General features: G+C 56.6%; 22 protein-coding genes and 1 tRNA gene. 13 read left to right on the top strand and 10 right to left on the bottom strand.

What is annotated here, in order from left to right:
* Positions 1–5 precede the first annotated feature (5 nt).
* Positions 6–1034: a nucleoside hydrolase gene (locus ACA056_RS18700; protein WP_497266813.1), complete on the top strand. Its 1029-nt coding sequence runs from the start codon at positions 6–8 to the stop codon at positions 1032–1034.
* A 38-nt stretch (positions 1035–1072) separates the two neighbouring features.
* Here the strand turns inward: ACA056_RS18700 and ACA056_RS18695 are convergent, their stop codons facing one another.
* On the bottom strand, positions 1073–1279 hold the full coding sequence (locus ACA056_RS18695; protein ID WP_008145651.1) for a hypothetical protein: 207 nt from the start codon (positions 1277–1279) through the stop codon (positions 1073–1075).
* A gap of 132 nt (positions 1280–1411) precedes the next feature.
* Here ACA056_RS18695 and ACA056_RS18690 point away from each other — a divergent pair, with 132 nt between their 5' ends.
* Together ACA056_RS18690 and ACA056_RS18685 are read left to right on the top strand one after the other, a co-directional pair.
* A complete protein-coding gene (locus tag ACA056_RS18690) occupies positions 1412–1717 on the top strand; it encodes a hypothetical protein (RefSeq protein WP_008145652.1) in 306 nt (101 codons plus the stop codon).
* Between the two features lie 166 nt (positions 1718–1883).
* Positions 1884–2204 (top strand): I78 family peptidase inhibitor, encoded by a 321-nt coding sequence (locus ACA056_RS18685; RefSeq protein ID WP_497266811.1) that lies wholly within the window; start codon positions 1884–1886, stop codon positions 2202–2204.
* A gap of 72 nt (positions 2205–2276) precedes the next feature.
* Here ACA056_RS18685 and ACA056_RS18680 read toward each other — a convergent pair whose 3' ends face one another.
* Positions 2277–2489 (bottom strand): cold-shock protein, encoded by a 213-nt coding sequence (locus ACA056_RS18680; protein ID WP_007905882.1) that lies wholly within the window; start codon positions 2487–2489, stop codon positions 2277–2279.
* A gap of 292 nt (positions 2490–2781) precedes the next feature.
* Positions 2782–3084: a hypothetical protein gene (locus ACA056_RS18675; protein WP_347802706.1), complete on the bottom strand. Its 303-nt coding sequence runs from the start codon at positions 3082–3084 to the stop codon at positions 2782–2784.
* A 373-nt stretch (positions 3085–3457) separates the two neighbouring features.
* Between ACA056_RS18675 and thrS the strand changes: the two genes are divergently transcribed.
* From thrS to ACA056_RS18625, 10 genes are all read left to right on the top strand, one after another.
* Positions 3458–5380, top strand: coding sequence for a threonine--tRNA ligase (gene thrS / locus ACA056_RS18670; RefSeq protein ID WP_095128562.1), 1923 nt, complete (start codon positions 3458–3460; stop codon positions 5378–5380).
* Positions 5380–5931, top strand: a complete 552-nt coding sequence (gene infC / locus ACA056_RS18665; RefSeq protein ID WP_169857083.1) for a translation initiation factor IF-3 — start codon at positions 5380–5382, stop codon at positions 5929–5931. Before thrS ends, infC begins: the two co-directional genes overlap by 1 nt.
* Positions 5932–5991: 60 nt before the next feature.
* Entirely contained in the window at positions 5992–6186 is a 195-nt protein-coding gene (gene rpmI / locus ACA056_RS18660; RefSeq protein WP_008145659.1) for a 50S ribosomal protein L35, read from the top strand.
* A 27-nt stretch (positions 6187–6213) separates the two neighbouring features.
* The gene (gene rplT, locus ACA056_RS18655; protein WP_007905879.1) at positions 6214–6570 is read left to right on the top strand and encodes a 50S ribosomal protein L20; all 357 of its coding nucleotides are present in this window, start codon (positions 6214–6216) and stop codon (positions 6568–6570) included.
* A gap of 109 nt (positions 6571–6679) precedes the next feature.
* A complete protein-coding gene (pheS, locus tag ACA056_RS18650; protein WP_007905876.1) occupies positions 6680–7696 on the top strand; it encodes a phenylalanine--tRNA ligase subunit alpha in 1017 nt (338 codons plus the stop codon).
* A gap of 26 nt (positions 7697–7722) precedes the next feature.
* On the top strand, positions 7723–10104 hold the full coding sequence (gene pheT / locus ACA056_RS18645) for a phenylalanine--tRNA ligase subunit beta (RefSeq protein ID WP_497266806.1): 2382 nt from the start codon (positions 7723–7725) through the stop codon (positions 10102–10104).
* Between the two features lie 3 nt (positions 10105–10107).
* On the top strand, positions 10108–10410 hold the full coding sequence (gene ihfA / locus ACA056_RS18640; RefSeq protein WP_002553164.1) for an integration host factor subunit alpha: 303 nt from the start codon (positions 10108–10110) through the stop codon (positions 10408–10410).
* Positions 10391–10747, top strand: a complete 357-nt coding sequence (locus tag ACA056_RS18635) for a MerR family transcriptional regulator (RefSeq protein ID WP_003179985.1) — start codon at positions 10391–10393, stop codon at positions 10745–10747. The genes ihfA and ACA056_RS18635 overlap by 20 nt, the downstream gene beginning before the upstream one ends.
* Before the next feature lie 89 nt (positions 10748–10836).
* A tRNA-Pro gene (locus tag ACA056_RS18630) sits at positions 10837–10913 on the top strand.
* A gap of 389 nt (positions 10914–11302) precedes the next feature.
* Complete coding sequence (locus ACA056_RS18625; protein ID WP_497266804.1) at positions 11303–12409, top strand: reverse transcriptase domain-containing protein; 1107 nt, start codon at positions 11303–11305, stop codon at positions 12407–12409.
* Positions 12410–12796: 387 nt separating this feature from the next.
* Here the strand turns inward: ACA056_RS18625 and ACA056_RS18620 are convergent, their stop codons facing one another.
* Genes ACA056_RS18620 through ACA056_RS18590 form a run of 7 tightly spaced genes read right to left on the bottom strand, consistent with a single transcriptional unit; the run spans position 12797 to position 23392 of the window.
* Positions 12797–13624 carry an outer membrane lipoprotein-sorting protein gene (locus ACA056_RS18620; protein WP_427623631.1) on the bottom strand — a complete coding sequence of 276 codons (828 nt, stop codon included), beginning with the start codon at positions 13622–13624 and terminating at the stop codon, positions 12797–12799.
* A 25-nt stretch (positions 13625–13649) separates the two neighbouring features.
* Positions 13650–14324, bottom strand: coding sequence for a Rossmann-fold NAD(P)-binding domain-containing protein (locus ACA056_RS18615; protein ID WP_497266802.1), 675 nt, complete (start codon positions 14322–14324; stop codon positions 13650–13652).
* A 4-nt stretch (positions 14325–14328) separates the two neighbouring features.
* A complete protein-coding gene (locus ACA056_RS18610; protein WP_497266800.1) occupies positions 14329–15105 on the bottom strand; it encodes a thioesterase II family protein in 777 nt (258 codons plus the stop codon).
* 46 nt (positions 15106–15151) lie between these two features.
* The gene (locus tag ACA056_RS18605; RefSeq protein WP_497266798.1) at positions 15152–17692 is read right to left on the bottom strand and encodes an efflux RND transporter permease subunit; all 2541 of its coding nucleotides are present in this window, start codon (positions 17690–17692) and stop codon (positions 15152–15154) included.
* 51 nt (positions 17693–17743) lie between these two features.
* The gene (locus ACA056_RS18600) at positions 17744–19429 is read right to left on the bottom strand and encodes an FAD-dependent monooxygenase (RefSeq protein WP_497266796.1); all 1686 of its coding nucleotides are present in this window, start codon (positions 19427–19429) and stop codon (positions 17744–17746) included.
* 15 nt (positions 19430–19444) lie between these two features.
* Positions 19445–20071: an HAD family hydrolase gene (locus ACA056_RS18595; RefSeq protein WP_497266794.1), complete on the bottom strand. Its 627-nt coding sequence runs from the start codon at positions 20069–20071 to the stop codon at positions 19445–19447.
* A gap of 30 nt (positions 20072–20101) precedes the next feature.
* Positions 20102–23392 carry a beta-ketoacyl synthase N-terminal-like domain-containing protein gene (locus tag ACA056_RS18590; protein ID WP_497266792.1) on the bottom strand — a complete coding sequence of 1097 codons (3291 nt, stop codon included), beginning with the start codon at positions 23390–23392 and terminating at the stop codon, positions 20102–20104.
* Positions 23393–23400 lie beyond the last annotated feature (8 nt).

Raw genomic sequence — 23400 nt, 5'->3', positions numbered from 1 at the left:
GCGCTATGCACCGCTATGCTCAGAAACTGCACCACCTGCTCCGGAGTCTGCTGCTTTTGTCTCTGATTACCGCAACAAGCGCCCAAGCGGCGGAAAAGATCGACTTGATCATCGACACCGACCCGGGTGCCGATGACGTGGTTGCCTTGCTGTTTGCTCTGGCATCGCCGCAAGAGCTGAACATTCGTGCGCTGACCACCGTCGCCGGCAATGTGCGTCTGGACAAGACGTCGCGTAATGCGCGGCTGGCCCGCGAGTGGGCAGGGCGCGAGGAGGTGCCGGTCTACGCAGGCGCACCGAAGCCGCTGATGCGTACGCCGATCTATGCCGAGAACATCCATGGCAAGGAAGGACTGTCGGGTGTCACCGTACATGAGCCGAAAAAAGGCCTGGATCAAGGCAATGCGGTCAACTACCTGATCGACACCTTGAAAGCCGCCAAGCCCCATAGCATCACCATCGCCATGCTCGGTCCACAGACCAACCTGGCCCTGGCGCTGATCCAGGAACCTGAGATCGTTCAGGGCATCAAGGAGGTGGTGATCATGGGCGGGGCGCACTTTAATGGTGGCAACATCACCCCGGTGGCTGAGTTCAACCTGTTCGCCGACCCACAGGCTGCGGAAGTGGTGCTGAAAAGTGGGGTGAAACTGACCTACCTGCCGCTGGACGTGACCCACAAGATCCTCACCAGTGAAGCGCGTCTTAAGCAGATCGCAGCGATCAACAACAATGCCAGTAAGCTGGTGGGCGATATTCTCAATGAATACGTCAAAGGCGACATGGAGCACTACGGCATTCCGGGTGGCCCGGTGCATGACGCTACTGTCATCGCCTATCTGCTTAAGCCTGAGTTGTTCACCGGTCGTTCGGTCAATGTGGTGGTTGATAGCCGCGAAGGCCCGACGTTCGGCCAAACCATCGTCGACTGGTATGACGGCCTGAAAGCGCCAAAGAACGCTTTCTGGGTAGAAAGCGGCGACGCACAAGGTTTCTTTGACCTGCTAACCGAGCGTCTGGCTCGTCTGAAGTAAGCCATAGGCCCGCAGGTGCCAGCCTGCGGGTTTTACTTTCACTCGCTATCTATCAGGCCAATATAGTCGGTCGGGTACTTCTCGAATATCTGTGCGATGAATATCTGGGCGGCTTGCGTCCCCAGTTCCTTGACCAATAGATCGATACCAATGATTGCCAACTCTTCCGGGCTGCCCGGGCTGTAAGAGCTGTGGCCCTGTGGCCACTTGGCTTTGATGTCGGCGTCGATACTTACGGTGGTCATGATGGCGCTCGTGAAGTCGGGAAAGTCTGTGTGTCGAGTTAACCATTTTGCGCGGCTTTTGGCACTCCGACTTAGGCATGAGGGGAGGGCTATGCGACACTTGGTCTTTGACGAATTTTCAAGGACTGTGCTGTGCAGATCGATTTGAACACTCCTGACGGCTTGACCCTTGAGGCCGTGCGTCAGCTGCTGGCCTCTGCCAGCGACGATGAGCACACTCAATTGCGAGTCACCAAGGGCGGCATCGCCTACATTTCGTCAGGCGTTGTGGGCGGTACTGATATCAGCGGGCTGTTGTTTCGACTGGAGACGTGGGCCAAGGGTTCCGGTTATGTCGGATTGGTCGCGGCCAGTGACGAGGTCTGGGTCATGCAGATTTTCAATGCGCTGAAAGAGAACTGGCCGAATCCGCCGTTCGACTACATTGATGTCTATTGAACGCTGTTCATATTCAGTCACGATTGAGTGGTAAACGGCAGGGCGATGCTCAGGCAAACTCGCCGCGTGTCCGAATAGAGGGCAGGGGGCTAGTACTCCCTGTGAAACCAAACGCCAGATTGGCGGTCGCACGATCTCAGCTTAACTATTGAAAAAAGGAGGCTTCATGCCTTGGAAGCTCGCGTCATTGGGTACTTTGTTGGCCGTTGCCATGCTGGCCGGTTGCAGCACTACCCCCACCGAGTCGACAACAGATCCTGTCACGACGACTGACACGGGTCACAGCCGTTGTGAGGCAAAGGCTGCCGAATTCACCATTGGCAAAAAGGCTTCGCCTGAACTGCTGGAGCAGGCGCGTACTCGCGCAGGTGCGCAGAACGCACGGTTCCTCTTGCCCACCGACATGGTGACCCTGGAGTACCGCTCCGATCGCCTGAATCTGAATACCGATGCCAATCGGGTCGTCACCCGCGTCAACTGCGGCTGATCGCTTCGGGCTTTTGTTTCGCCCATAAAAAACCCCGTCACGTGGACGGGGTTTTTTTAGTGCGGCTGAAAATTACTCAGCGCGGACTTGTGCAGCTTGCATACCCTTTTGGCCTTTCTCAGCCACGAAGGAAACGGTCTGGCCTTCTTTCAGGCTTTTGAAACCGTCGCTTTCGATAGCTTTGAAGTGTACGAACAGGTCGTCACCGCCACCTTGAGGAGTGATGAAGCCGAAGCCTTTTTCATCGTTGAACCATTTAACGGTGCCGGTTTGGCGATTAGACATGGTGTATCTCCAAGAAACATATATTTTCAGTAGTGCTGTGCTGCTCAGGCCAACTGGGCACACCGGGGTATCATAGTCGAAATGTTCGCTTTGGGAGCCCCCCGGACGTGCTGTTTGCCCTGCAGTCGCGTTCTGTTTGCTGCTTTGTTTGGCTGCAAGCCCCGTTTTAAAAGGCTTTCAGCCAAAAGTAAAGACAATAAAAAAACCTGTAAAACCTGCATAAATTGTACGAAAAAGCGGTTTTCAGCGGCTTTTTACTGTCGTTGCAGGCGCAAAAAGCGCTCTGTCGGGCTTATTTTTTCGCTTTGTTATCGGCTTTGCACGACGAGATTTGGGTCAGTGCTTTTTGTTTCAGGGCATCACTGGCGGTGTTGTCCATCAGGGACTGGATGTCTTTTGCAGGGTACGATTTGATGGCATCGGCGCCGCAAGCGCAATGAGCCTTCGCTGCTGCAGCACCGATCTGCGGAGTGGCCGCTTCTGTGCACTGAGCCATATATTTCTCGCGTTCGCCCTTCGGCCAATCGGCATGGGCGGCCAGTGGCAGCAGCAAAACGATGGGGGCGACTACTGCGAATAAACGTTTCAGATGCATGCTGGGATGCTCCTTGTGGGTCAATGTCTTGTTATCTGAGGGGTAAAGCAGGGTTCTAGTTCAGCACTCTGGCATAAAATTGCCCGATTTGCCCCAAGACAAGCCTCGGTGCATCGACGACCGTTCATCTGTGCTAGCATGCCTGGCTCGGGCGTTTGCAGGCTCCGGATGACCTTCAGTCCCGGTAGCGGCAAATGTGCGAATAACCCTGATTTGAATCCCAGTCACTCTGGTTCGGTTTTCCGGTTGGCCGCAAGGCTCCTGCCGCTGTAAGGCAGGCGTTCGTCATTGAATGGCCTGGATCGGATCTTGTACTGGCTCATCCCAACCCACGTGACCTTTGGTAGGGGTCACCACTAGGAGAGGAGGCGCCATGCCAACTATTACTCTTCCCGACGGCAGTCAACGTTCATTCGATCACCCGGTATCCGTAGCCGAGGTCGCCGCATCCATTGGTGCAGGTCTGGCCAAAGCCACCGTGGCCGGCAAGGTCGATGGCAAGCTGGTCGACGCCAGCGACATCATCAGCAGCGACGCTACGCTGCAAATCATTACGCCAAAGGATGAAGAGGGGCTGGAGATCATTCGCCACTCTTGCGCCCACCTGGTTGGCCATGCGGTCAAGCAGCTGTACCCGACGGCCAAGATGGTCATCGGTCCGGTCATCGACGAAGGCTTCTATTACGATATCGCCTTTGAACGTCCCTTCACTCCGGACGACTTGGCCGCCATCGAACAGCGCATGCAGCAGCTGATCGAAAAAGATTACGACGTGATCAAGAAAGTCACTCCGCGCGCCGAAGTGATCGAAGTGTTCAAGGCCCGCGGCGAAGACTACAAACTGCGCCTGGTCGAAGACATGCCGAACGAGCAGGCCATGGGCCTGTACTATCACGAAGAATACGTCGACATGTGCCGCGGTCCGCACGTGCCGAACACGCGCTTCCTGAAATCCTTCAAGCTGACCAAGTTGTCCGGCGCCTACTGGCGTGGCGATGCCAAGAACGAGCAATTGCAGCGCGTTTACGGCACGGCGTGGGCAGACAAAAAGCAGCTGGCGGCTTACATCCAGCGCATCGAAGAAGCTGAGAAACGCGATCACCGCAAGATCGGCAAGCGTCTGGGCCTGTTCCACACCCAGGAAGAGTCGCCGGGCATGGTGTTCTGGCACCCGAACGGCTGGACTCTGTATCAAGTGCTCGAGCAGTACATGCGCAAGGTTCAGCGCGACAACGGCTACCTGGAGATCAAAACTCCGCAGGTCGTTGACCGCAGCCTGTGGGAGAAGTCCGGGCACTGGGCCAACTACGCCGACAACATGTTCACCACGCAGTCGGAAAATCGCGACTACGCCATCAAGCCGATGAACTGCCCTTGCCACGTGCAAGTGTTCAATCAGGGCCTGAAAAGCTACCGCGAGTTGCCGATGCGTCTGGCCGAATTCGGTGCTTGTCACCGTAACGAGCCATCGGGTGCGTTGCACGGCATTATGCGCGTGCGGGCGTTCACTCAGGATGACGCCCACATCTTCTGCACTGAAGAGCAGATGCAGGCCGAATCCGCTGCGTTCATCAAGCTGACCATGGACGTTTATGCCGACTTCGGCTTCAAAGACGTTGAGATGAAGCTGTCCACTCGTCCGGAAAAACGCGTCGGTTCCGACGAGCTGTGGGACCGCGCTGAAGCTGCATTGGCTGCAGCCCTTGATAGCGCTGGCTTGCCTTACGATCTGCAGCCGGGCGAGGGTGCGTTCTACGGTCCGAAGATCGAGTTCTCGCTGAAAGATTGCCTCGGCCGTGTCTGGCAGTGTGGTACCCTTCAGCTCGATTTTAACCTGCCTGTCCGTCTGGGAGCCGAATACGTCTCCGAAGACAACAGTCGCAAGCACCCGGTGATGTTGCACCGGGCGATCCTCGGATCCTTCGAACGTTTCGTCGGAATCCTGATCGAGCACTACGAGGGTGCATTCCCTGCGTGGCTGGCTCCGACCCAGGCAGTGATCATGAATATCACTGACAAACAGGCCGATTTTGCCGCCGAGGTTGAAAAAACCCTCAATGAAAGCGGATTTCGTGCCAAGTCTGACTTGAGAAATGAAAAGATCGGCTTTAAAATCCGCGAGCATACTTTGCTCAAGGTTCCTTATCTCTTGGTTATCGGAGATCGGGAAGTCGAGATGCAGACTGTCGCTGTGCGTACTCGTGAAGGTGCTGACCTGGGCTCGATGCCCGTCGCCCAGTTCGCTGAGTTTCTCGCGCAAGCGGTTTCCCGGCGTGGTCGCCCAGATTCGGAGTAATTACTATTAAGCGTGAAATGAGACAAGATAAACGAGCTGCACCGAAAGCCCCGATCAACGAGAATATCTCGGCACGCGAGGTTCGGTTAATTGGGGCTGAAGGTGAACAGCTTGGGATTGTGTCAATTGAAGACGCGCTTCTTAAGGCTGAAGAGGCCAAACTGGATTTGGTGGAAATTTCCGCCGATGCAGTACCCCCTGTTTGCAAACTGATGGACTACGGCAAATCGATCTTCGAGAAGAAGAAGCAGATTGCCGCGGCCAAGAAAAACCAGAAGCAGATTCAGGTTAAAGAAATCAAGTTTCGTCCAGGGACGGAGGAAGGGGATTACCAGGTAAAACTGCGCAACCTGGTACGTTTCCTGAGTGATGGGGACAGGGCCAAGGTATCCTTGCGATTCCGCGGCCGTGAGATGGCCCACCAGGAGCTGGGGATGGAACTCCTCAAGCGAGTTGAAGGTGACTTGCTCGAGTACGGTTCGGTCGAACAGCATCCTAAGATGGAAGGACGCCAGCTGATCATGGTCATCGCCCCGAAAAAGAAGAAGTAATCAATAGGGCACGGCAGGCCTTCTGATTATGTTTATCAACTGAATGCGGAGTATCCGAACATGCCAAAAATGAAAACTAAAAGTGGTGCTGCTAAGCGGTTTCTGAAAACTGCTAACGGTATCAAGCACAAGCACGCTTTCAAGAGCCACATCCTGACTAAAATGTCGACCAAGCGTAAGCGTCAACTGCGCGGTAGCAGCTTGCTGGCACCGTGTGACGTGGCAAAAGTCGAGCGCATGCTGCGCCTTCGTTAATTTAGTCAAGAATAGAGGAAGTAACTCATGGCTCGTGTAAAGCGTGGCGTCATTGCCCGTAAGCGTCACAAAAAAATTCTGAAACTTGCTAAAGGCTACTACGGCGCTCGCTCGCGCGTATTCCGTGTTGCCAAGCAAGCGGTAATCAAGGCAGGCCAATACGCCTACCGTGACCGTCGTCAGAAAAAACGTCAGTTCCGCGCTCTGTGGATCGCTCGTATCAACGCTGGTGCACGTATCAACGGTCTGTCCTACAGCCGTTTCATCGCCGGCCTGAAAAAAGCGTCCATCGAGATCGACCGTAAGGTTCTGGCTGATCTGGCAGTGAACGAAAAAGCGGCGTTTGCTGCGATTGTCGAGAAAGCTAAAGCCACCTTGGCTTAAGTACCCCCGACAGTCACCCGGCCTCACCTCTGTGGGGTCAGGTGTTAAACGTCATAAATAGGGGAAGAGCCTTCAAGCTCTTCCCCTATTTTGTATCTGGAGTCTGTACATGGAAAACCTGGATGCGCTCGTCTCTCAAGCTCTAGAGGCTGTGCAAAGCGCTGAAGATATCAATGCCCTGGAGCAAATCCGGGTTCACTACCTTGGCAAAAAGGGTGAATTGACTCAGGTGATGAAGACCCTGGGGAATTTGCCGGCAGAAGAGCGTCCGCAAGTCGGCGCCCTGATCAACGTTGCCAAGGAGCGTGTCACAGAGGTTCTCAATGCGCGCAAGGCACTGTTTGAAGAGGCCGACCTGGCCGCCAAACTGTCCGCCGAGTCCATTGACGTGACCCTGCCTGGCCGTGGCCAGACCTCGGGTGGTCTGCATCCGGTTACTCGCACTCTGGAACGTATCGAACAGTTCTTCACCCACATCGGCTACGGCATTGCCGAAGGCCCTGAGGTCGAAGACGACTACCACAACTTCGAAGCGCTCAACATCCCAGGCCATCACCCGGCCCGGTCGATGCATGACACCTTCTATTTCAATGCCAACATGTTGCTGCGCACCCATACCTCGCCGGTACAGGTCCGCACCATGGAATCGAAACAGCCGCCGATCCGCATCGTCTGCCCAGGCCGTGTGTACCGTAGCGACTCCGATATCACCCACTCCCCGATGTTCCACCAGGTCGAAGGCCTGCTGGTCGACCGCGATATCAACTTCGCCGACCTGAAAGGGACCATCGAAGAGTTCCTGCGCGTGTTCTTCGAAAAAGAACTGGCCGTGCGTTTCCGCCCTTCGTACTTCCCGTTCACCGAGCCATCCGCCGAAGTCGACATGGAATGCGTGATGTGCAGCGGTAAAGGCTGCCGTGTCTGCAAACAGACTGGCTGGCTGGAAGTGATGGGCTGCGGCATGGTTCACCCGAATGTGCTGCGCATGTCCGGGATCGACCCGGAAGAGTTTTCGGGCTTTGCCTTCGGCATGGGCGTTGAGCGTCTGGCCATGCTGCGTTACGGCGTGAACGACTTGCGTCTGTTCTTCGACAACGACTTGCGGTTCCTCGCGCAATTTCGCTAGTCGTAACGAATTCTTAGGAGAGCAGGATGAAATTCAGTGAACAATGGCTGCGTGGCTGGGTAAGCCCGCAGGTAAGTCGTGACGAGCTGGTTGCTCGTCTGTCGATGGCCGGTCTTGAGGTCGATAGCGTTACGCTGGCCGCCGGCGAATTCACCGGTGTGGTGGTGGGCGAGGTGCTGAGCACCGAGCAGCACCCGGACGCCGACAAGCTGCGTGTTTGCCAGGTCAGCAATGGCTCGGAGACCTTCCAGGTCGTTTGCGGTGCGCCTAATGTGCGTCCGGGCCTGAAGATCCCGTTCGCCATGATCGGTGCCGAACTGCCAGGCGACTTCAAGATCAAGAAAGCCAAGCTGCGTGGCGTTGAGTCCAACGGCATGCTGTGCTCGCAAGCCGAGCTGCAAGTCGGCGAAGGTAACGATGGCTTGATGGAATTGCCGGCCGATGCGCCGGTTGGTCAGGACATTCGTGAGTACCTGAGCCTGGACGATGCCAGCATCGAGGTCGACCTGACCCCGAACCGCGGCGACTGCCTGTCCCTGGCCGGTCTGGCCCGTGAAGTCGGCGCGTTGTACGCTGCTGAAGTCACCCGTCCGGTGGTTGCTGTCGTGCCAGCCGTGCACGACGAAGTGCGTTCGATCGAAGTGCTGGCGCCAGCCGCTTGCCCGCGTTACCTGGGTCGTGTGATCCGTAACGTTGACCTGTCCAAGCCAACGCCACTGTGGATGGTCGAGCGCCTGCGTCGTGGTGACGTGCGCAGCATCGACGCTGCCGTCGACATCACCAACTACGTGATGTTGGAGCTGGGTCAACCACTGCATGCATTTGATCTCGCCGAAATCAATGGCGGCATCCGCGTGCGCATGGCTGAAGAAGGCGAGAAGCTGGTACTGCTCGACGGTCAGGAAGTCAGCCTGCGTAGCGATACGCTGGTGATTGCCGACCACACCCGCGCCTTGGCAATCGCTGGCGTCATGGGGGGCGAGCACAGCGGCGTCAACACCACGACCACTCGTGATATTTTCCTGGAAAGCGCGTTTTTCGATCAGATTGCTGTCGCTGGCAAGGCCCGTTCCTACGGGTTGCACACCGACGCCTCGCACCGCTACGAGCGTGGCGTGGACTGGCAGTTGGCTCGTGAAGCGATGGAGCGCGCCACCGGCCTGCTGCTGGAAATCACTGGCGGCGAAGCTGGTCCGATCATCGAAACCGTCAGCGAGCAGCACCTGCCGTCGATTGCGCCAGTTACTCTGCGTGCGCAACGCATCACTCAGATGCTGGGTATGGAAATGGATTCGACCGAAGTCGAGCAACTGCTCAGCGGCTTGGGTCTGAAGATTTCTGCCGATGGGGCAGGGCAGTGGCGCGTTGAAGTTCCAAGCCATCGCTTCGACATCAGCCTGGAAGTCGATCTAATCGAAGAACTGGCTCGTCTGTATGGTTACAACCGTCTGCCGGTTCGCTACCCGCAAGCTCGTCTGGCGCCGCAGGCCAAGGCCGAAGCGCGTAGCGATCTGCCTGAGCTGCGTCGTTTGCTGGTGGCTCGTGGTTACCAGGAAGCGATTACCTACAGCTTCATCGATCCGAAACAGTTTGAGCTGTTTAATCCAGGTGTCGAACCGCTGTTGTTGGCCAACCCGATTTCGAATGACATGGCTGCCATGCGTTCGTCCTTGTGGCCTGGTCTGGTCAAAGCGCTTCAGCACAACCTCAACCGTCAACAGGATCGCGTCCGTCTGTTCGAAAGCGGCCTGCGTTTCGTCGGTCAGCTGGAAGGCCTGAAGCAAGAGCCGATGCTGGCGGGTGTTGTTTGCGGTAGTCGTCTGCCGGAAGGCTGGGCACAAGGTCGCGATGTGGTGGACTTCTTCGACGTCAAAGCCGACGTGGAAGCGGTGCTGGGCTTCGCCGGTGCACTGGATTCATTCACTTTCGTACCGGGCAAACACCCTGCGTTGCACCCGGGTCAAACCGCGCGCATCGAACGTGAAGGTCGCTTGGTCGGTTTCGTCGGTGCTATCCACCCTGAATTGTCGAAAACTCTCGGTCTCGACCGTCCAGTCTTCGTATTCGAGCTGGTTTTGGCCGAAGTAGCGTTGGGTAAAATGCCTAAATTCCAGGAGTTATCGCGCTTTCCTGAAGTGCGTCGTGACCTGGCTCTGATTGCGGCCAAGGACGTCTCGGCCAGTGCTGTACTGGACGTAATCCGTGAAAATGCAGGCGAATGGCTGACAGACCTCAGGCTATTTGACGTGTATCAGGGTAAAGGCATTGATCCTGATAGAAAAAGCCTTGCAGTCGGCTTGACCTGGCAGCATCCATCGCGCACTCTTAATGACGATGAGGTGAATACCACGACGCAAAACATCCTCACCTCGCTCGAACAAAGGTTGAACGCCACGTTAAGGAAGTGACGTATGGGGGCTCTGACGAAAGCTGAGATGGCGGAACGTCTGTATGAGGAGCTGGGCCTGAATAAACGGGAGGCCAAGGAATTGGTCGAACTGTTTTTTGAAGAAATCAGGCACGCTCTTGAAGACAACGAACAAGTCAAATTGTCCGGTTTCGGCAATTTCGACCTTCGGGACAAACGCCAGCGGCCTGGCCGCAATCCGAAAACGGGTGAAGAAATCCCGATCACGGCTCGCCGTGTGGTCACCTTTCGTCCAGGGCAGAAGTTGAAGGCCCGAGTTGAGGCTTATGCTGGAACCAAGTCATAACGACGAGCTACCCGTCATCCCAGGCAAACGCTACTTCACCATTGGTGAAGTCAGCGAGCTGTGTGCGGTAAAACCACACGTGCTGCGTTACTGGGAGCAGGAGTTTCCTCAACTCAACCCCGTCAAACGCCGCGGAAACCGCCGGTATTATCAGCGACAAGACGTGCTGATGATCCGGCAGATCCGCGCGCTTCTTTACGATCAGGGGTTCACCATCGGCGGCGCACGCCTGCGTTTGTCCGGCGATGAAGCCAAAGATGACACCACTCAATACAAGCAAATGATTCGGCAGATGATCGCTGAATTGGAAGATGTACTGGTTGTGCTCAAGAAATAATTTCCTGCTTTTAAATACTTCCAGTTTTCAAAAGCTTGCGATATATTCTTGAGCGTTCTTCGAGAAGAGGAACGGGTTTAACGCCTAGTCGGGGCGTAGCGCAGTCCGGTAGCGCACTAGCATGGGGTGCTAGGGGTCGAGTGTTCGAATCACTCCGTCCCGACCATATAATTCAAAGGGTTGCGAGATTTTATCTCGCGACCCTTTTTTATGTGCGCCCAGCATGGGCGCAATCTTGTGGGTGAAAGTCCCGCCGTAAGCTGACCACAGCGAACGAAGTGAAGCGCAACTGCATAAGGGCGACCGAGTGTGGGGAGGAAGCGTGGATCGAAGCCATGAGCCGATGTACAAGAACCGGATAGAAGGCGAAGCCGATCAGGGCGAGCGGGCATAAAACCGCGAAGCTCTTGTGGTCAAGGATCAGGTTGCGTAAATCCGGCGGTTGTGTGGTGAAGGATTGCGTTCTTACCTGGGGAGATCTCGCCTTGTGCCTGAAAGGGCGACGGTGCAAGCCGGAGCGAGAAGTCAGCAGAGGCCGTAGTAGTCTTTTTTTTTTTGACGAAGGGCCGAACGAGAGAAAGCGTTATAGGCCATGTTGATGCGAACGACCGGAAGTCAGATGTCTGCCAAACGCGGGGCGGATGTGAGGACGCGAGCGGTGAAACCGTGAGAAGCCCCATCAGCGACGAGGTCAATCGCCCGCAAGATGAATCCGACAACGCAGGGCAAGGGCTGCCCAGTGAACACAGCTACGGCTTTCGCCCGGGACGTTGCGCGCAGGATGCTGTTTTGGCGGCTCAGCGCCATGTGTCTTCAGGGCGCAGAGTGGTGGTGGATGTTGATCTGGAGAAGTTCTTCGACCGGGTCGATCACGATATTTTGATTGATCGTTTACGCAAGCGGATTGCGGATCGGGCGGTTATCCGGCTGATTCGGGCGTATCTGGATGCGGGAACGCAGATCAATGGCGTAGTCGAGAAAAGCCGCTGCGGGGCGCCGCAAGGCGGCCCGCTGTCGCCGTTGCTGGCGAACGTGCTGCTGGACGAAGTGGATCGGGAACTTGAACGTCGAGGTCATTGCTTCGTGCGCTATGCCGACGATGCGAATGTGTATGTTCGCAGCAAGAAGGCCGGGCAGCGAGTGATGGCCTTGCTCAAGCGTCTGTATGAAAAGCTGCACTTGAGCGTCAACGAGAGCAAGAGTGCGGTGGCGAGTGTATTTGGTCGCAAGTTTCTGGGGTACGCGTTCTGGGCTTCTCCACAAGGCGTCAAAAGGACAGTAGCGGTCAAAGCGCGTCAGCGCTTCAAACAGTGCATCCGCTGGTTTACCCGGCGCTCAGGTGGCCGCAGCTTGCAACAAGTTGTCGACCGATTAAGGCCCTACATGCTTGGCTGGAAGGGATATTTCGGCTTGTCGCAAACTCCCAGAATCTGGCGAGAGTTAGATGAATGGATACGACACCGACTACGAGCAATCCAGCTCAAGCAATGGCGGCGTAGTTCAACGATCTATCGAGAGCTGCGCAGGTTGGGTGCAAGTGAGGCTACTGCTCGCAAAGTGGCGGGGAGCTCTCGCTGCTGGTGGCGCAATAGCGCTCTTGAGCTCAACCGAGTGCTCGATATAGCGTGGTTCGACAGAACGGGTTTACCGCGTCTCTCCTGACCTCAATCTCTCGAACCGCCCGGTGCGGACCCGCATGCCGGGTGGTGTGGCAGGGGAACGGCCTATGAAGGCCGTCCCCTATGCCGATTTTTGGTCGTTTTTACCCCTACAAAACCACTGGCTCTGGGTGGAATTCTCGTGGCTTTTTTGTGATCCAACGCCAGCTTTAGCGCTCTATGGCACGGAATTTAGTAGCACGTTGCCGACTATTCTTGGCACTTTGAGTACCCACGCCGCTCTTCGCTTACGGGGCTTCGACAGATTGTTCATCAGTTTTACTTGTTAGGCCGACGGAGCCTTTCACAGTCATGCAGCGTATTGTGAAAGCACTGCACGATACCCGCCGGATCGACCCGGCGGATACTTTTCGGTTTTGGGTAAGGGCTGTTACAGCCCGATTTCCATAAAGCGGCGAGTAAATATCTTGGCGTCTATGGGTTGGTCCAGCACCTGCTCGAAGCGAACTTGTGTGCTGTGCCCTGTCTCCAGGTTCTTCATCGAAAACAGGTTAGGGCGCCATTCGGTGGTGCCCGCCGTCGCAGGAAACTCACGGATGTCAGAGCTGGTTCGTATTTTGAATAGCTGCCCGCTTTTATTGAAATATTGCTCCTGGATTGCGGTGTAGTACTGCTGTTCGACCCAGATAATCCTTTTGCCGTATAAACCCTGCTCCATTTGTTTTTTAGTCGTCGGCGTCGCTTCAACGACCCAGCATTTACGCTCGACGCCACTGTTGTCCTTGATCGTTTCTTCACGCAGGATTTTGTAGCTGTGGTGTTTGACACCGACCACGCCATCGGTAATCGACATGTCCTCGTAAGTGAAGTCCGTGCCGACAAAGCTTTGGGTCTGATCCGCCCCGGCGATCCGCCGAACTTTGCGCAGCGCCGGCAGATAGATCCAGCGATCCGGGTCTTCTTCAGCGTTGGATTTTTCCAGTGCCAATACGCGCGTGCCTTTCACATCTTTCGGTTCCACGAACTCCAGATAGGATTTACGCGCCGCTTTATCACCATCGTCAATTCGCAGTTTTAATGTTCGCTCGCGCACATTGCCCTGCGCATCTGTCATCGTAATAAAGACATCGCTGGTCTCCGAGAGGCTTTTACGGGAGTCTTCGTTGAGCAGCATAATCTGCTCGCCGGTGTAGCTCTGGGCGAAGGCAGAAGGGATTACCGCACTGAAAATGAGCGCTATGAGGTTAAGCTTTTTCATTGAAATACAATTCCATTTGGCGAAGTTAATGGGTTTGGAAAAGCGCCTGGCGAGGCGCTTTCTGAGGGATTTCATTTGACTCGATCGGATGGTTGCCACGTATTTGGCCGTTGACGGCATTAATCAAGGCGGCGGCGACGCAGGTTGCCGATACGGGGCGGTATTTTTTTAACGCGCCAACGAACGCCCAGCCCAGGAGGCGGGAGGCGTGTCGACTGAGGCGTTGAAAAGGGCGGCGGTCATCCTTGCTTCCGTAGATCATGGAAGGGCGGATGAAACATACGGTTTTAAAGCCCAACCCGGAAAGTTCGGTTTCCGCTTGAGCCTTTACCTGAAAGTAGTCATTGGACGAATTCAGGTTCGCCCCCAGGCTGGAGACGTAGCCGATGCGGCTCGCGCCGTGCAGTTGGGTATGCCGGGCAAGTAATACCGGGTACTGGCAATCCACCTTGAGAAAAAGCGCCTTGTCACGGCTCGATTGTCCAAGCGCGAAATAAATGTCGTCGAATTTACCCCAATCGCCAGACCGTTGAGTATCGTCAAAATCAATGACCGCTTCACGATACTGTTCATGGCGCAATGATGTGGCGGTACGGACAATCCCCAATACACTGGAATAACGAGCGTCCTGACATATCAGGGCAACACATTCGCAGCCCACTTGTCCGCTCGCACCCACGACCCATGCGGTTCGTTTCATTGTCTTAAGCGTCCTGTCCGGGTGAAAGAATGGGCGACAACCTGTCGGTCCCTTCCACAACACGAGCCAATAGTTCGATGATTTTTGGTTCCTGTTCCAGGATGAAGAAATGCCCGCCCTGACAGGTGTGCAGCGCGAAATCCTGATTCGTGTGTTCCGACCACCGCTGCATCTGCGCGGGTGTCGCGAGGGCATCCTTGTCGCCCGCAAGCGCCACCAGCCGGGAGTTGACGCGGGTGAAGGCGTGCCTTTGTGCATCAACGTTCAGGCGCAGGTCGTCCCGGATAATCGGTAAATACATCTCCATCGCTTCACTGTCGGCCGCCAGTTGGGGAGGCAAGCAACCCAGGGAGATCAGGAAGTCGATCAGTTCCCGGCTCGACGATTCCGGATCAATGTCGATGAGACGGGTTTCGTCCGGCACCGTGCGCGCGGAGATCACGACCGTTTTTGCGCAACGGTCATGGTGTTGTTCCAGCGCCTGAGCCACCGCGAACCCCAATGCACCGCCCAGGCTATGACCGAAGATCGAAAGCTCACCTTGTATATGGTTGTTGATCTCGTCTGCCAGTTGAGCCGTTAATGTCGAAAAGTCAGTAACACGCGCTTCCCGATGACGCCCTTCGCGACCAGGCAACTGGACTGCCAACAATTGAGTGGGTGAGTCGAGCAGCTTCGCCCAACGACGATAGAAGCTAGGGCCGCACCCGGCGGGTCCAAAACACAAGAGCACGGGGGCGCGCTGGCGATGCTCGGTGAAAGGTACGAATGTCCGGCTCATTGAAACAGTCCTTGAAGTAAGTGACGCTGCAGGCATCGCGCAGTAATTAATGGGTGATCGGTTCCAGCGTCCCGGTCGCTTGTTCGACGGGGACGAAAGTGACGGCGAGTCGCAGCGTTGCCGGTATCAGAATGAGTGTAAAAATCGCGCAGGCGACCATCGATGCGGCGGTCAGCAAACCCAGATTCACAATGGCCGCGTAGTTCGAAAGGCAGAGAATGGCAAAGCCGCACGCCAATGAAAGCGAGTTGATGATGATCGGCCGGGCAACCGAGTTGACCGTTTTGCCCAACACTTCGTTATGGTTCGTGCCCGGTACTTTCGAGTAGGTCTTGTAAACGCTCAGGAAGTGGATGGTGTAATCGACCCCCACGCCAAAGCAGATGCCACAGATCATGGCGGTGCCGATATCCAACGAGATATCCAGGACCTGCATGAGTGCGCCGATAAAGGCCAGCGTAAAGATGAGCGGCACCATGCTGACCATGCCGAATTTCAGCGAGCGGAATATCGCGATCATCATCGAGGCAATCAGGATGAAAGAGAAAACGAAGCTATAAACCTGGCTTTTAACGATCTCCGGAATGTTGCTTGCTTGCAGCTCCCCTGTACCGAATACCTCGACGGTCACGCCTTCAGGCACCACCGTGGCGGCATAACTGCGTATGTCATCAATGATGGCTTCCCACGTTGTCCCTCGGTCGGTGTAAGCCATGCCGATAATGCGGGCACTGCTGTAGGTGTAGTCGACCACATCTTTTATCTCGCTGCCGTTGCCAAACTCATAAAGCAGGAAGTATTGAGAGATCAGCTCTTGCGAGGCATCGGCCGGTAGACGGAAGTTTGAATCGTCGGACATCAGCTCATTGATGCGATTCAAGTAGTCAACAGGCGAAATGGTGTAGCCAATTTGCTCATGACGCTTGAGCCGTTGCTCGATCAGGCGCAGCGCATTGATAAAGTCGGGTTGTTTGACCCGGTCCTGGGTGTCTGACTTGAGCCAGATGGAGACCGGTACGGTTCCGCCGAAGTATTTGTTAAGCACGTCGTTGTCTTGTCGCACAGCGGTGGACTTTGAAAATGACGATATGTTTTCGTTGTCGACCCTGACCTGAAGACTCAGGTACGTGGCCCCCACCAAAATAAGCAGGCTCACGCTCAGCAACAGCCAGGGATTGTTGCATGACAGACGATTCGCCGCGTGACTGAAGCGGTCGACGAACAGCATGAATCCATTGTCGTTGCTTTGCTGGATTTGCTGTTTTGGCAACTTCAGGTAAGGGAGCAGGGCGGGCAGCAAGGTAATGGTAATCACAAAGGCGAATGCAACACCGATGGCGACGAAAATGCCGAACTCGCGGATGAACGTCAGGTTGGTGAACGCCATCGCAATAAAGCCGACAAATGTGGTGAACGACCAGATGAGCATTGGGCCAAGCAGGTAATGCGCCGTGTTTCTTATGGCCGTCTCGGCATCGCTTTCGACCACGCGTTCGTAATAGGCGCTGATGAAGTGGATGGAATCGGCGACCGCGATTGAGATGATGAAAACCGGAATCATGTTGGTGATGATGTTCAGTTTGAACCCAGTCAGGCTCACCAGGCCCATGGTCCAGATCAACGACAGGATGGCGATCAGCAACGGAATCCATACGCCCTGCCAGCGGCGGAAACTGATGTACAGCAACAATGAAATAACCAGCACGACGAAGGGCAAGAACTTGTTGTTGTCCTTCTCGACGATGTCGGTGATGGCCGCGTAGTAGGTGGCCGTGCCGCCAATGTGGAATGAGTCTTCGGAAGGGATGTCATTGACCTGCCTTAACACCTCGGTGTAAGCGCGCTGCAGGTTCCGGGAGTCTTCCTCATCCACGGCCAGCTCGATCTGAATCATCGAGGCCTTGCCTTGGGGGGAGATCAATGAGTTGCTGAACATCTCGTTGCCAAAGACTTCCTCCGACAGGTTGTTCAGTGCCTGGGTGTCTGACGGTACGTCGGTCATCAGGTCGTGAACGTCGAGTGCGTCGCCATCGAGTTCGATGTTTTCAACATCGGCCAGGCTTCTGACTTTAACGACAGGCGCTGCACGTACGGTGAGGTCCGCGACGTAGTCTTTAACGTTCTGCGGGCAATCAGCGAGCGTTGCCAGGTAAGACGACAAGGCCTTCAGCGTGTTTTTGTCGAGTGCGTCGATACCGCCGGCCAGTATTTGCTCAACCATGCCCCTGCTTTGGGCATCGAGCGCCGCCGACTGGAGTCGCTCTTTATCGTCTTCGTCAATCAGCGTCAGTTTGGCGAACTGTTGTGTCAGCGTTTGGATTGATGCCAGCGAAGCGGGATTGAAGATGGACTCTTCCTGGGTAACGACGCCGACCAGAATTTGCTCGCCGGAGCCGCTGAAATGCTGGCGCGCTTCGGCCATCAGCACACGACCCTTGAAGTCCTTGCCGAGCAGAAACAGTGACGGGTTGACTTGCAGCGATAACAACTGCAAGCAGAAAAATATCGTTGTCAGGGCCAGGACCCCAAGGGTGGCCTTCTTGTGCCTCAATATGAAACTGGCGTAGCGCTGAGAAAAGGACGTCACTGAACTATTCCTTGTTTTTGATAAAAATTTTTCAGGTGAATAGGGCGCGGATCAGCCGGTGACCGGCAATGCCGTCGGCACGCTGTATAAGCGTTTCGCTGCGGTGAACGCCGGGTAGAAACGCTCGTAGTAACTGTTCAGTTGTGCACCTTGCGCAAGGTCACACCGTAGCGCCAGATACCCGTCCGGCCTGACCAGGAACAGCCCTCCGTTCTCGACACCCAGTTGCTCGCGCAATACATCCGTCATGTCATACCGAGACTCGAAACCAGCGCAGATCGTTGAGTCTGTCGAGGCAGGGTTGCGTATCAGGTAGGCCCGCAAGAAGTTGGCCGGCCAACGAGCAGCGCTCAGGGCATGGGCGATTTGTTGACAGTGAGCTTCGCTGTCCGGTGTGTTGTCCTCAAAGACAAACACCGAATAGTGGATGCCTTTGAGCAGTTCGAAGAGACGCCGGGCATCACCGTTTTGTTCGAGTAGCGTGCCGTCGGGCATCCGCTGGCCGGTGACCGGACCCTGTTCGACTGTTTGCCGGGCCTGGGGCGCGAGTAACGTTGTCGAGTAATCGATTTGAAAACCCGTGGCCTGTTTCATGATTCTGTTCTGGAAGCGACGGGTCGTCGCGAGCGTCGGCACCAGGGCATCGCGCAACAAACGCAGCAACGGATGTTTCATGTTCAGCATGCGCATTTGTTGTTGGGTGTTTTTCAGCACGGTTTGCGCCACGGGCCTTCTTTCTGCCTGATAGCTGTCAAGTAGCGCCTGGCTGGCGTTGTGATTGAGCACATGGGCGATTTTCCAGGACAGGTTATAGGCGTCCTGCAATCCGGTATTGAGCCCCTGGCCACCAATGGGACTGTGGACATGACAGGCGTCCCCGGCCAGAAAAACCCGGCCAACCCGATACTGCTCCGCCAGGCGATGTTGAAAAGTCGTGACCGACAGCCACACCGGATCGCTGAGGGTGATGTCTTCGAAGCCTCGCTCATGCAGCCGGGCGTTGACCCGCTCGATGTTCAGGTCTGCGGTCGTCAACGTGCTGTCTTCGCAATCGATGACGACTCTGTGTTTGCCGCCAGGGAGCGGGAACAACATCATGTAACCATCACCTGAAGTGAACACATGACCGCTGCTGTTCTCGCCTTTCCACGACAACGTGCCGTCGGCAATGATGTAGGGCCGCTTGTAGGGTGCGCCGTCGAAGGCAATCCCCGATGCTTTGCGCACGTGACTAAACCCGCCATCGCAGCCAGCCACCAAGGTGCATTCCAGAGATTGCCGGTTGCCGCGCTCGTCATTAAGGGTCGCGTGGGCCGCGTGTTCGTTCTGGGTGAGGCTGTGCAATTCGATCCCGCGTTCGATGCGGCCGCCTGACTCCAGATAGCGGGTTTCCAGTATTTCTTCGACGCAGTTTTGTGGAATGCTGGCCGTGAACGGGTAGGGCACATCCAGTTGCCCGAGGTTGTAGGTGATCAGCCGCTTGCGATTGCTGTAGATGTTCATTTGCTCGACCCGAACAGCTCGGGCGAGCAGTTGCTCCAGCAAACCCAAGTCCTCAAGCACTTCCATTGAGCGAGAATGAATGGCGAATGCCTTGGAAAAGGTCTGGCGTTGCAGGCGCTTGTCGATCAGCCTGTGGGGGATGCCGAAGCGTTGCAGTTGTAGACCCAGCAGCAATCCGACCGGGCCGGCACCGACAATAAGAACGGGGGTAGTGCCTTTCGCTTGGTGGCTCATTTCAGACCTCCCTGGTCACTGAGTGCAGTGTTCAAAAGACCGGTAGTAGGGGTACTCGGCGATATCCAGCAGATTGCGGTCGCCCTCGCTATCGCCATAGGCGTGAATCACGTAGTCGCGCGGGTTTCCGATGATTTGCTGGACCCGGATGACTTTCTCTTCCGCCTGACAGTGCGGCCCATCCAGTTCGCCGGTCAGCCGACCATTGCGTTCCTTGAAGCGCGAACCGCTGACGGCGTCGAAACCCGCGGCTTTGCCCCAGGGTTCCAGGTAGACATCGGCCGAGTTGCTGATCAGCAGGCAACGGTGCCCTTGAGCCTGGTGCCACTTGAGCCGTGCAAGCGCTTCGGGCTTCAGCCAGCCGGGAATGTCCTGCTGGGCGAACAACACGCCCAGGGCGCGGTATTTTTCGACACTGATACCGGTCATGCAGCGACGGATCATGACTTCACGGGCAGCCATCAATGGAATGACCTTGAGCGCCAACAGGATCGCCGTGGGAATCAGGCTGATGGCGACGAGGGTGAAACGCGGACGGCCGATCAGCCGTCGCAAAAAGCGCCAGAAGGTATGGCGGTCGGTGAGCGTGCGGTCAAAGTCAAAGACGGCGATGACCGGTTTATCGTTAGGTTGAGTAGGCACAGGTGATCCTTGCGGTAATGGATTGACGCGTTAAATGGTGGCTTCCAGGGAACGGGCCGTTTGATAGTCCGCGGGCTGGAGAATGAGCCCGCGACCTTCAACGGTGCCCAGGGCCCTGCCGTTCTGCACGATGTGGCAGCGGCTGTGGCTGCGATGCAGGTGGCCATCCTTGAACATCAGGTCGGTGTATTCGGCGATCAGAAACACAGGGCTGTCGTGCTCGGCAAAGGAGTCGAACTGAATGTGCATGTCGTCCAGGATGAACGGAAAGTCGTGAGGCACGCCCTGGAACAAGTGTGTGCAGGCAATCCCGAATTGACGCACGGCTTCAATCAGGTACAAGCCGGGAATATGGTCCTGTGCGTGCTCATAGAAGAACGGGTGGGTCTGGTCGTGAAACAGTTCTGCGGCGTACCAGCCTGTGTCTTCAATGGCGGCGATAGCGCCCAGCAACACATTGCGTTCGCTGGACTTGTGGACGTGCCTTTTGTTCATTCGATCAACGTTGCCCACGTTCCCGGAGGCGTTCCACTGCTTCAGCCAGGCCATGGCGAAATCCCGGCCGCTCAGGGCGTCTGGCGTTGCCAGGCTCGGCTGGGTTTTGCCGACGGCGGTGTGGACGAAGTCCAGCAGTTCGCCAAGCGGGCCGGTATGAAGCAGGTCGAGCGGGATCTTGCCGAGGGTGGGGTAGGCCTTCTCGACGCGGGTACGCAGTTCCGCCAGCATCAATGAGTCGAAACCCACGTCGTCGATCAACAAGCTTTCGTCAGAGAGGCTGTAGTCTTCCAGCTTGGCCAGTTGTCGAATCAGGTACTTCACGTACTCCCGAGCGCTCATGCTGGAAGGGTCGGCAAGCACCATGTTCGCCACAGGCTGGACGTTGGCGTTGGGCTGCTCGTCATTCAACGCGTTCAGCCGTTCGAGCCAATAACGACGGCCCTGGAAGGCATAGGTGGGCAGTGGCATTTTTTTGCGTTGCGGGCGGTTGTCCCACGCCGCGGCGATGAGCGGCGTTCCAGCTTCATACAAGGTGACAAGGGTAGCGCCGATATCGGCCCAGACATCGCTCCCGGTCTTCGCGGGTATCTGCAACGATGTGATGTTGATGTGACGTGTCAGGTATTCGTCGATGAAGCTGGCTTCCCCCATGGCAATGACCACGTTGACGGCATCCGCCTGGAGCGCCTGGTCTAAACCGTGCGGATCGATATTCAGCTGCACCGGTTGATGGCGATCGGATTTGTTCCGGTAGAGGTAGGCGAGGGCTTTGTCCTGAGCGCCCAGGCCGACAATCGCCAGGATCGCCTGCTCCAGCGAGAGCGCGCCGACTAGGGCGGCCGCCACCGGGTGCGCAGGACCGTACGCGATAATCCAGCGGGGCAGGACGCCCAGTCCGCGCCACATCATGGCGAACCCATAGAGCAGCGCGCCGTCGACCAGGTCCTGGTCCTGTTCATTCGCTGCGGTGTTCCACAGGGCTGCGCAAACGTCGCGGCCAAGGGCTTGTGTGGCAGTGTCCAGGTACTCGGTCGATGCTTTTTGAAACAGCAGGTTGGCTTCCAGTAGCGGGCGCAACCGGGCTCTGCTCTGGGGATCGAGCTTGCCCATGACGAAACCGATTTGCGGGCCTTGAGGGTCATGCCGGGTCACGAGACGTTCAGCGGCCAGCGATTGATGCAGCGCTTGAATCAGGTCACGGCGGCTTTTGCCACTGACGGCGATTCGTTGCTCGAACTGACGGCGGCCAGTGTTTTGCGAGAAGCAAATATCGGCCAATGTCTGCTCGTCGCTGCTTTCGAGAAAATCAATCAGCCTGGGGATGTACGCTTTAAGCGCCGACCGTTCGCGGGCACTGATGAACAACAGTTGCTGCGGGTGTTCAACGCCGGGCTCGCGGTGAGTCGCAGGGGTGTAGGACTCCAGGATGATGTGGGCGTTGGTGCCACTGAAACCGAACGAGCTGACCGCCGCCAGACGCGACGCAGGTACGCCGGCTGCTGGCGCCGGCGTGCTGGAGGCCGGCCAGGCTCTTGGAACCGTGCATATTTCGATGTTCTCGACGTTGAGATCGACAAACGGATTGGGGGTGTCGAAGTGCAGCTGAGCAGGGATCTTGCCGTGCTGCAGCGCTTTGGCGACCTTGATGATGCCGGCAACACCCGCCGCGGATTCACAATGGCCGATGTTGGTTTTGACGGAGCCCACCAGCAACGGCGCGGCACGACCTGTTGCCCGTCCGTAGACCGCGCCCAGCGTTTGCAGCTCAATCGGGTCACCGAGCTTGGTCCCGGTACCGTGGGCTTCGACATAACTGACGTCTTTGGCGTTGACGCGGGCATTGTCCAGGGCGCTGCGAATGACCCTGACCTGCGAAGGGCCGTTCGGCGCCATGATGCCTTGGCTCAGACCATCCTGGTTGACCGCCGAACCGCGGATCAGCGCATAAATATGGTCACCGTCGGCCACCGCCCGGGACAGGCGTTTAAGCACCAGCACACCACAGCCTTCGGCGCGGACGTAGCCATTGGCCGATGCATCGAAGGCCTTACACAGCCCCTCGGGCGAATGCATCATGGCCTGGGATTGGGCGATCGAGGTGGTCGGTGCGAGCATGACGTTGCAACCGCCGGCCAGGGCAAAGTCGCACTCGTTCTGGCGCAGGCTCTGGCAGGCCAGGTGCACGGTGACCAGCGACGACGAACAGGCCGTATTGAGCGTGACGCAAGGGCCCTTGAAATCGAAGGTGTACGACACTCTTCCCGAATGGACGCTTTCATGATTACCGGCGTTCATGTGCGCCGCGATTTCATCCAGGTTCAGGTGGCGGACCAGCAGGTCGGAGTGGTCCTTGTTCATTATCCCGGTAAAAACGCCGGCATTTGAACCGCGCACTTTATCCGGGGCCATGCCGGCGTTTTCCAGCGCCTGCCATGTCACCTCCAACAGCAGTCGTTGCTGCGGGTCCATGCATTCGGCTTCGCGGGGTGTAATGCCGAACAGCTCGGCGTCGAAGCGCAGGACGTCATCGAGCAGGCCGGCATTGGGCGAATAGGTTTTCCCGGGCACCGGGCTTTGCGGGTCGAAATAGCGCGCCTGGTTCCAGCGCTGGTCTGTCAGTGGCGAGACACTGTTCACGCCCGCGCACAGGTTGCTCCAGAACTGCTCGACACCGTCGTCGGCGCCGGGGTATCGGCACCCGATCCCGACAATGGCAATGGGCTCGTGCTGGCGGTTCTCAAGTTCTTTGATGTCACTGTTGAGCCGCTGGATTTTTCTTAGCGCGTTTTCCATGAGCGCGCGGCTATCGTTTTGTTGCGTCATGCTTGCAT

This window comes from Pseudomonas sp. LBUM1666, assembly GCF_059695775.1.
The sequence above is the reverse complement of the archived record's forward strand: the minus strand, read 5'-3'. Positions and strand labels throughout refer to the sequence as shown.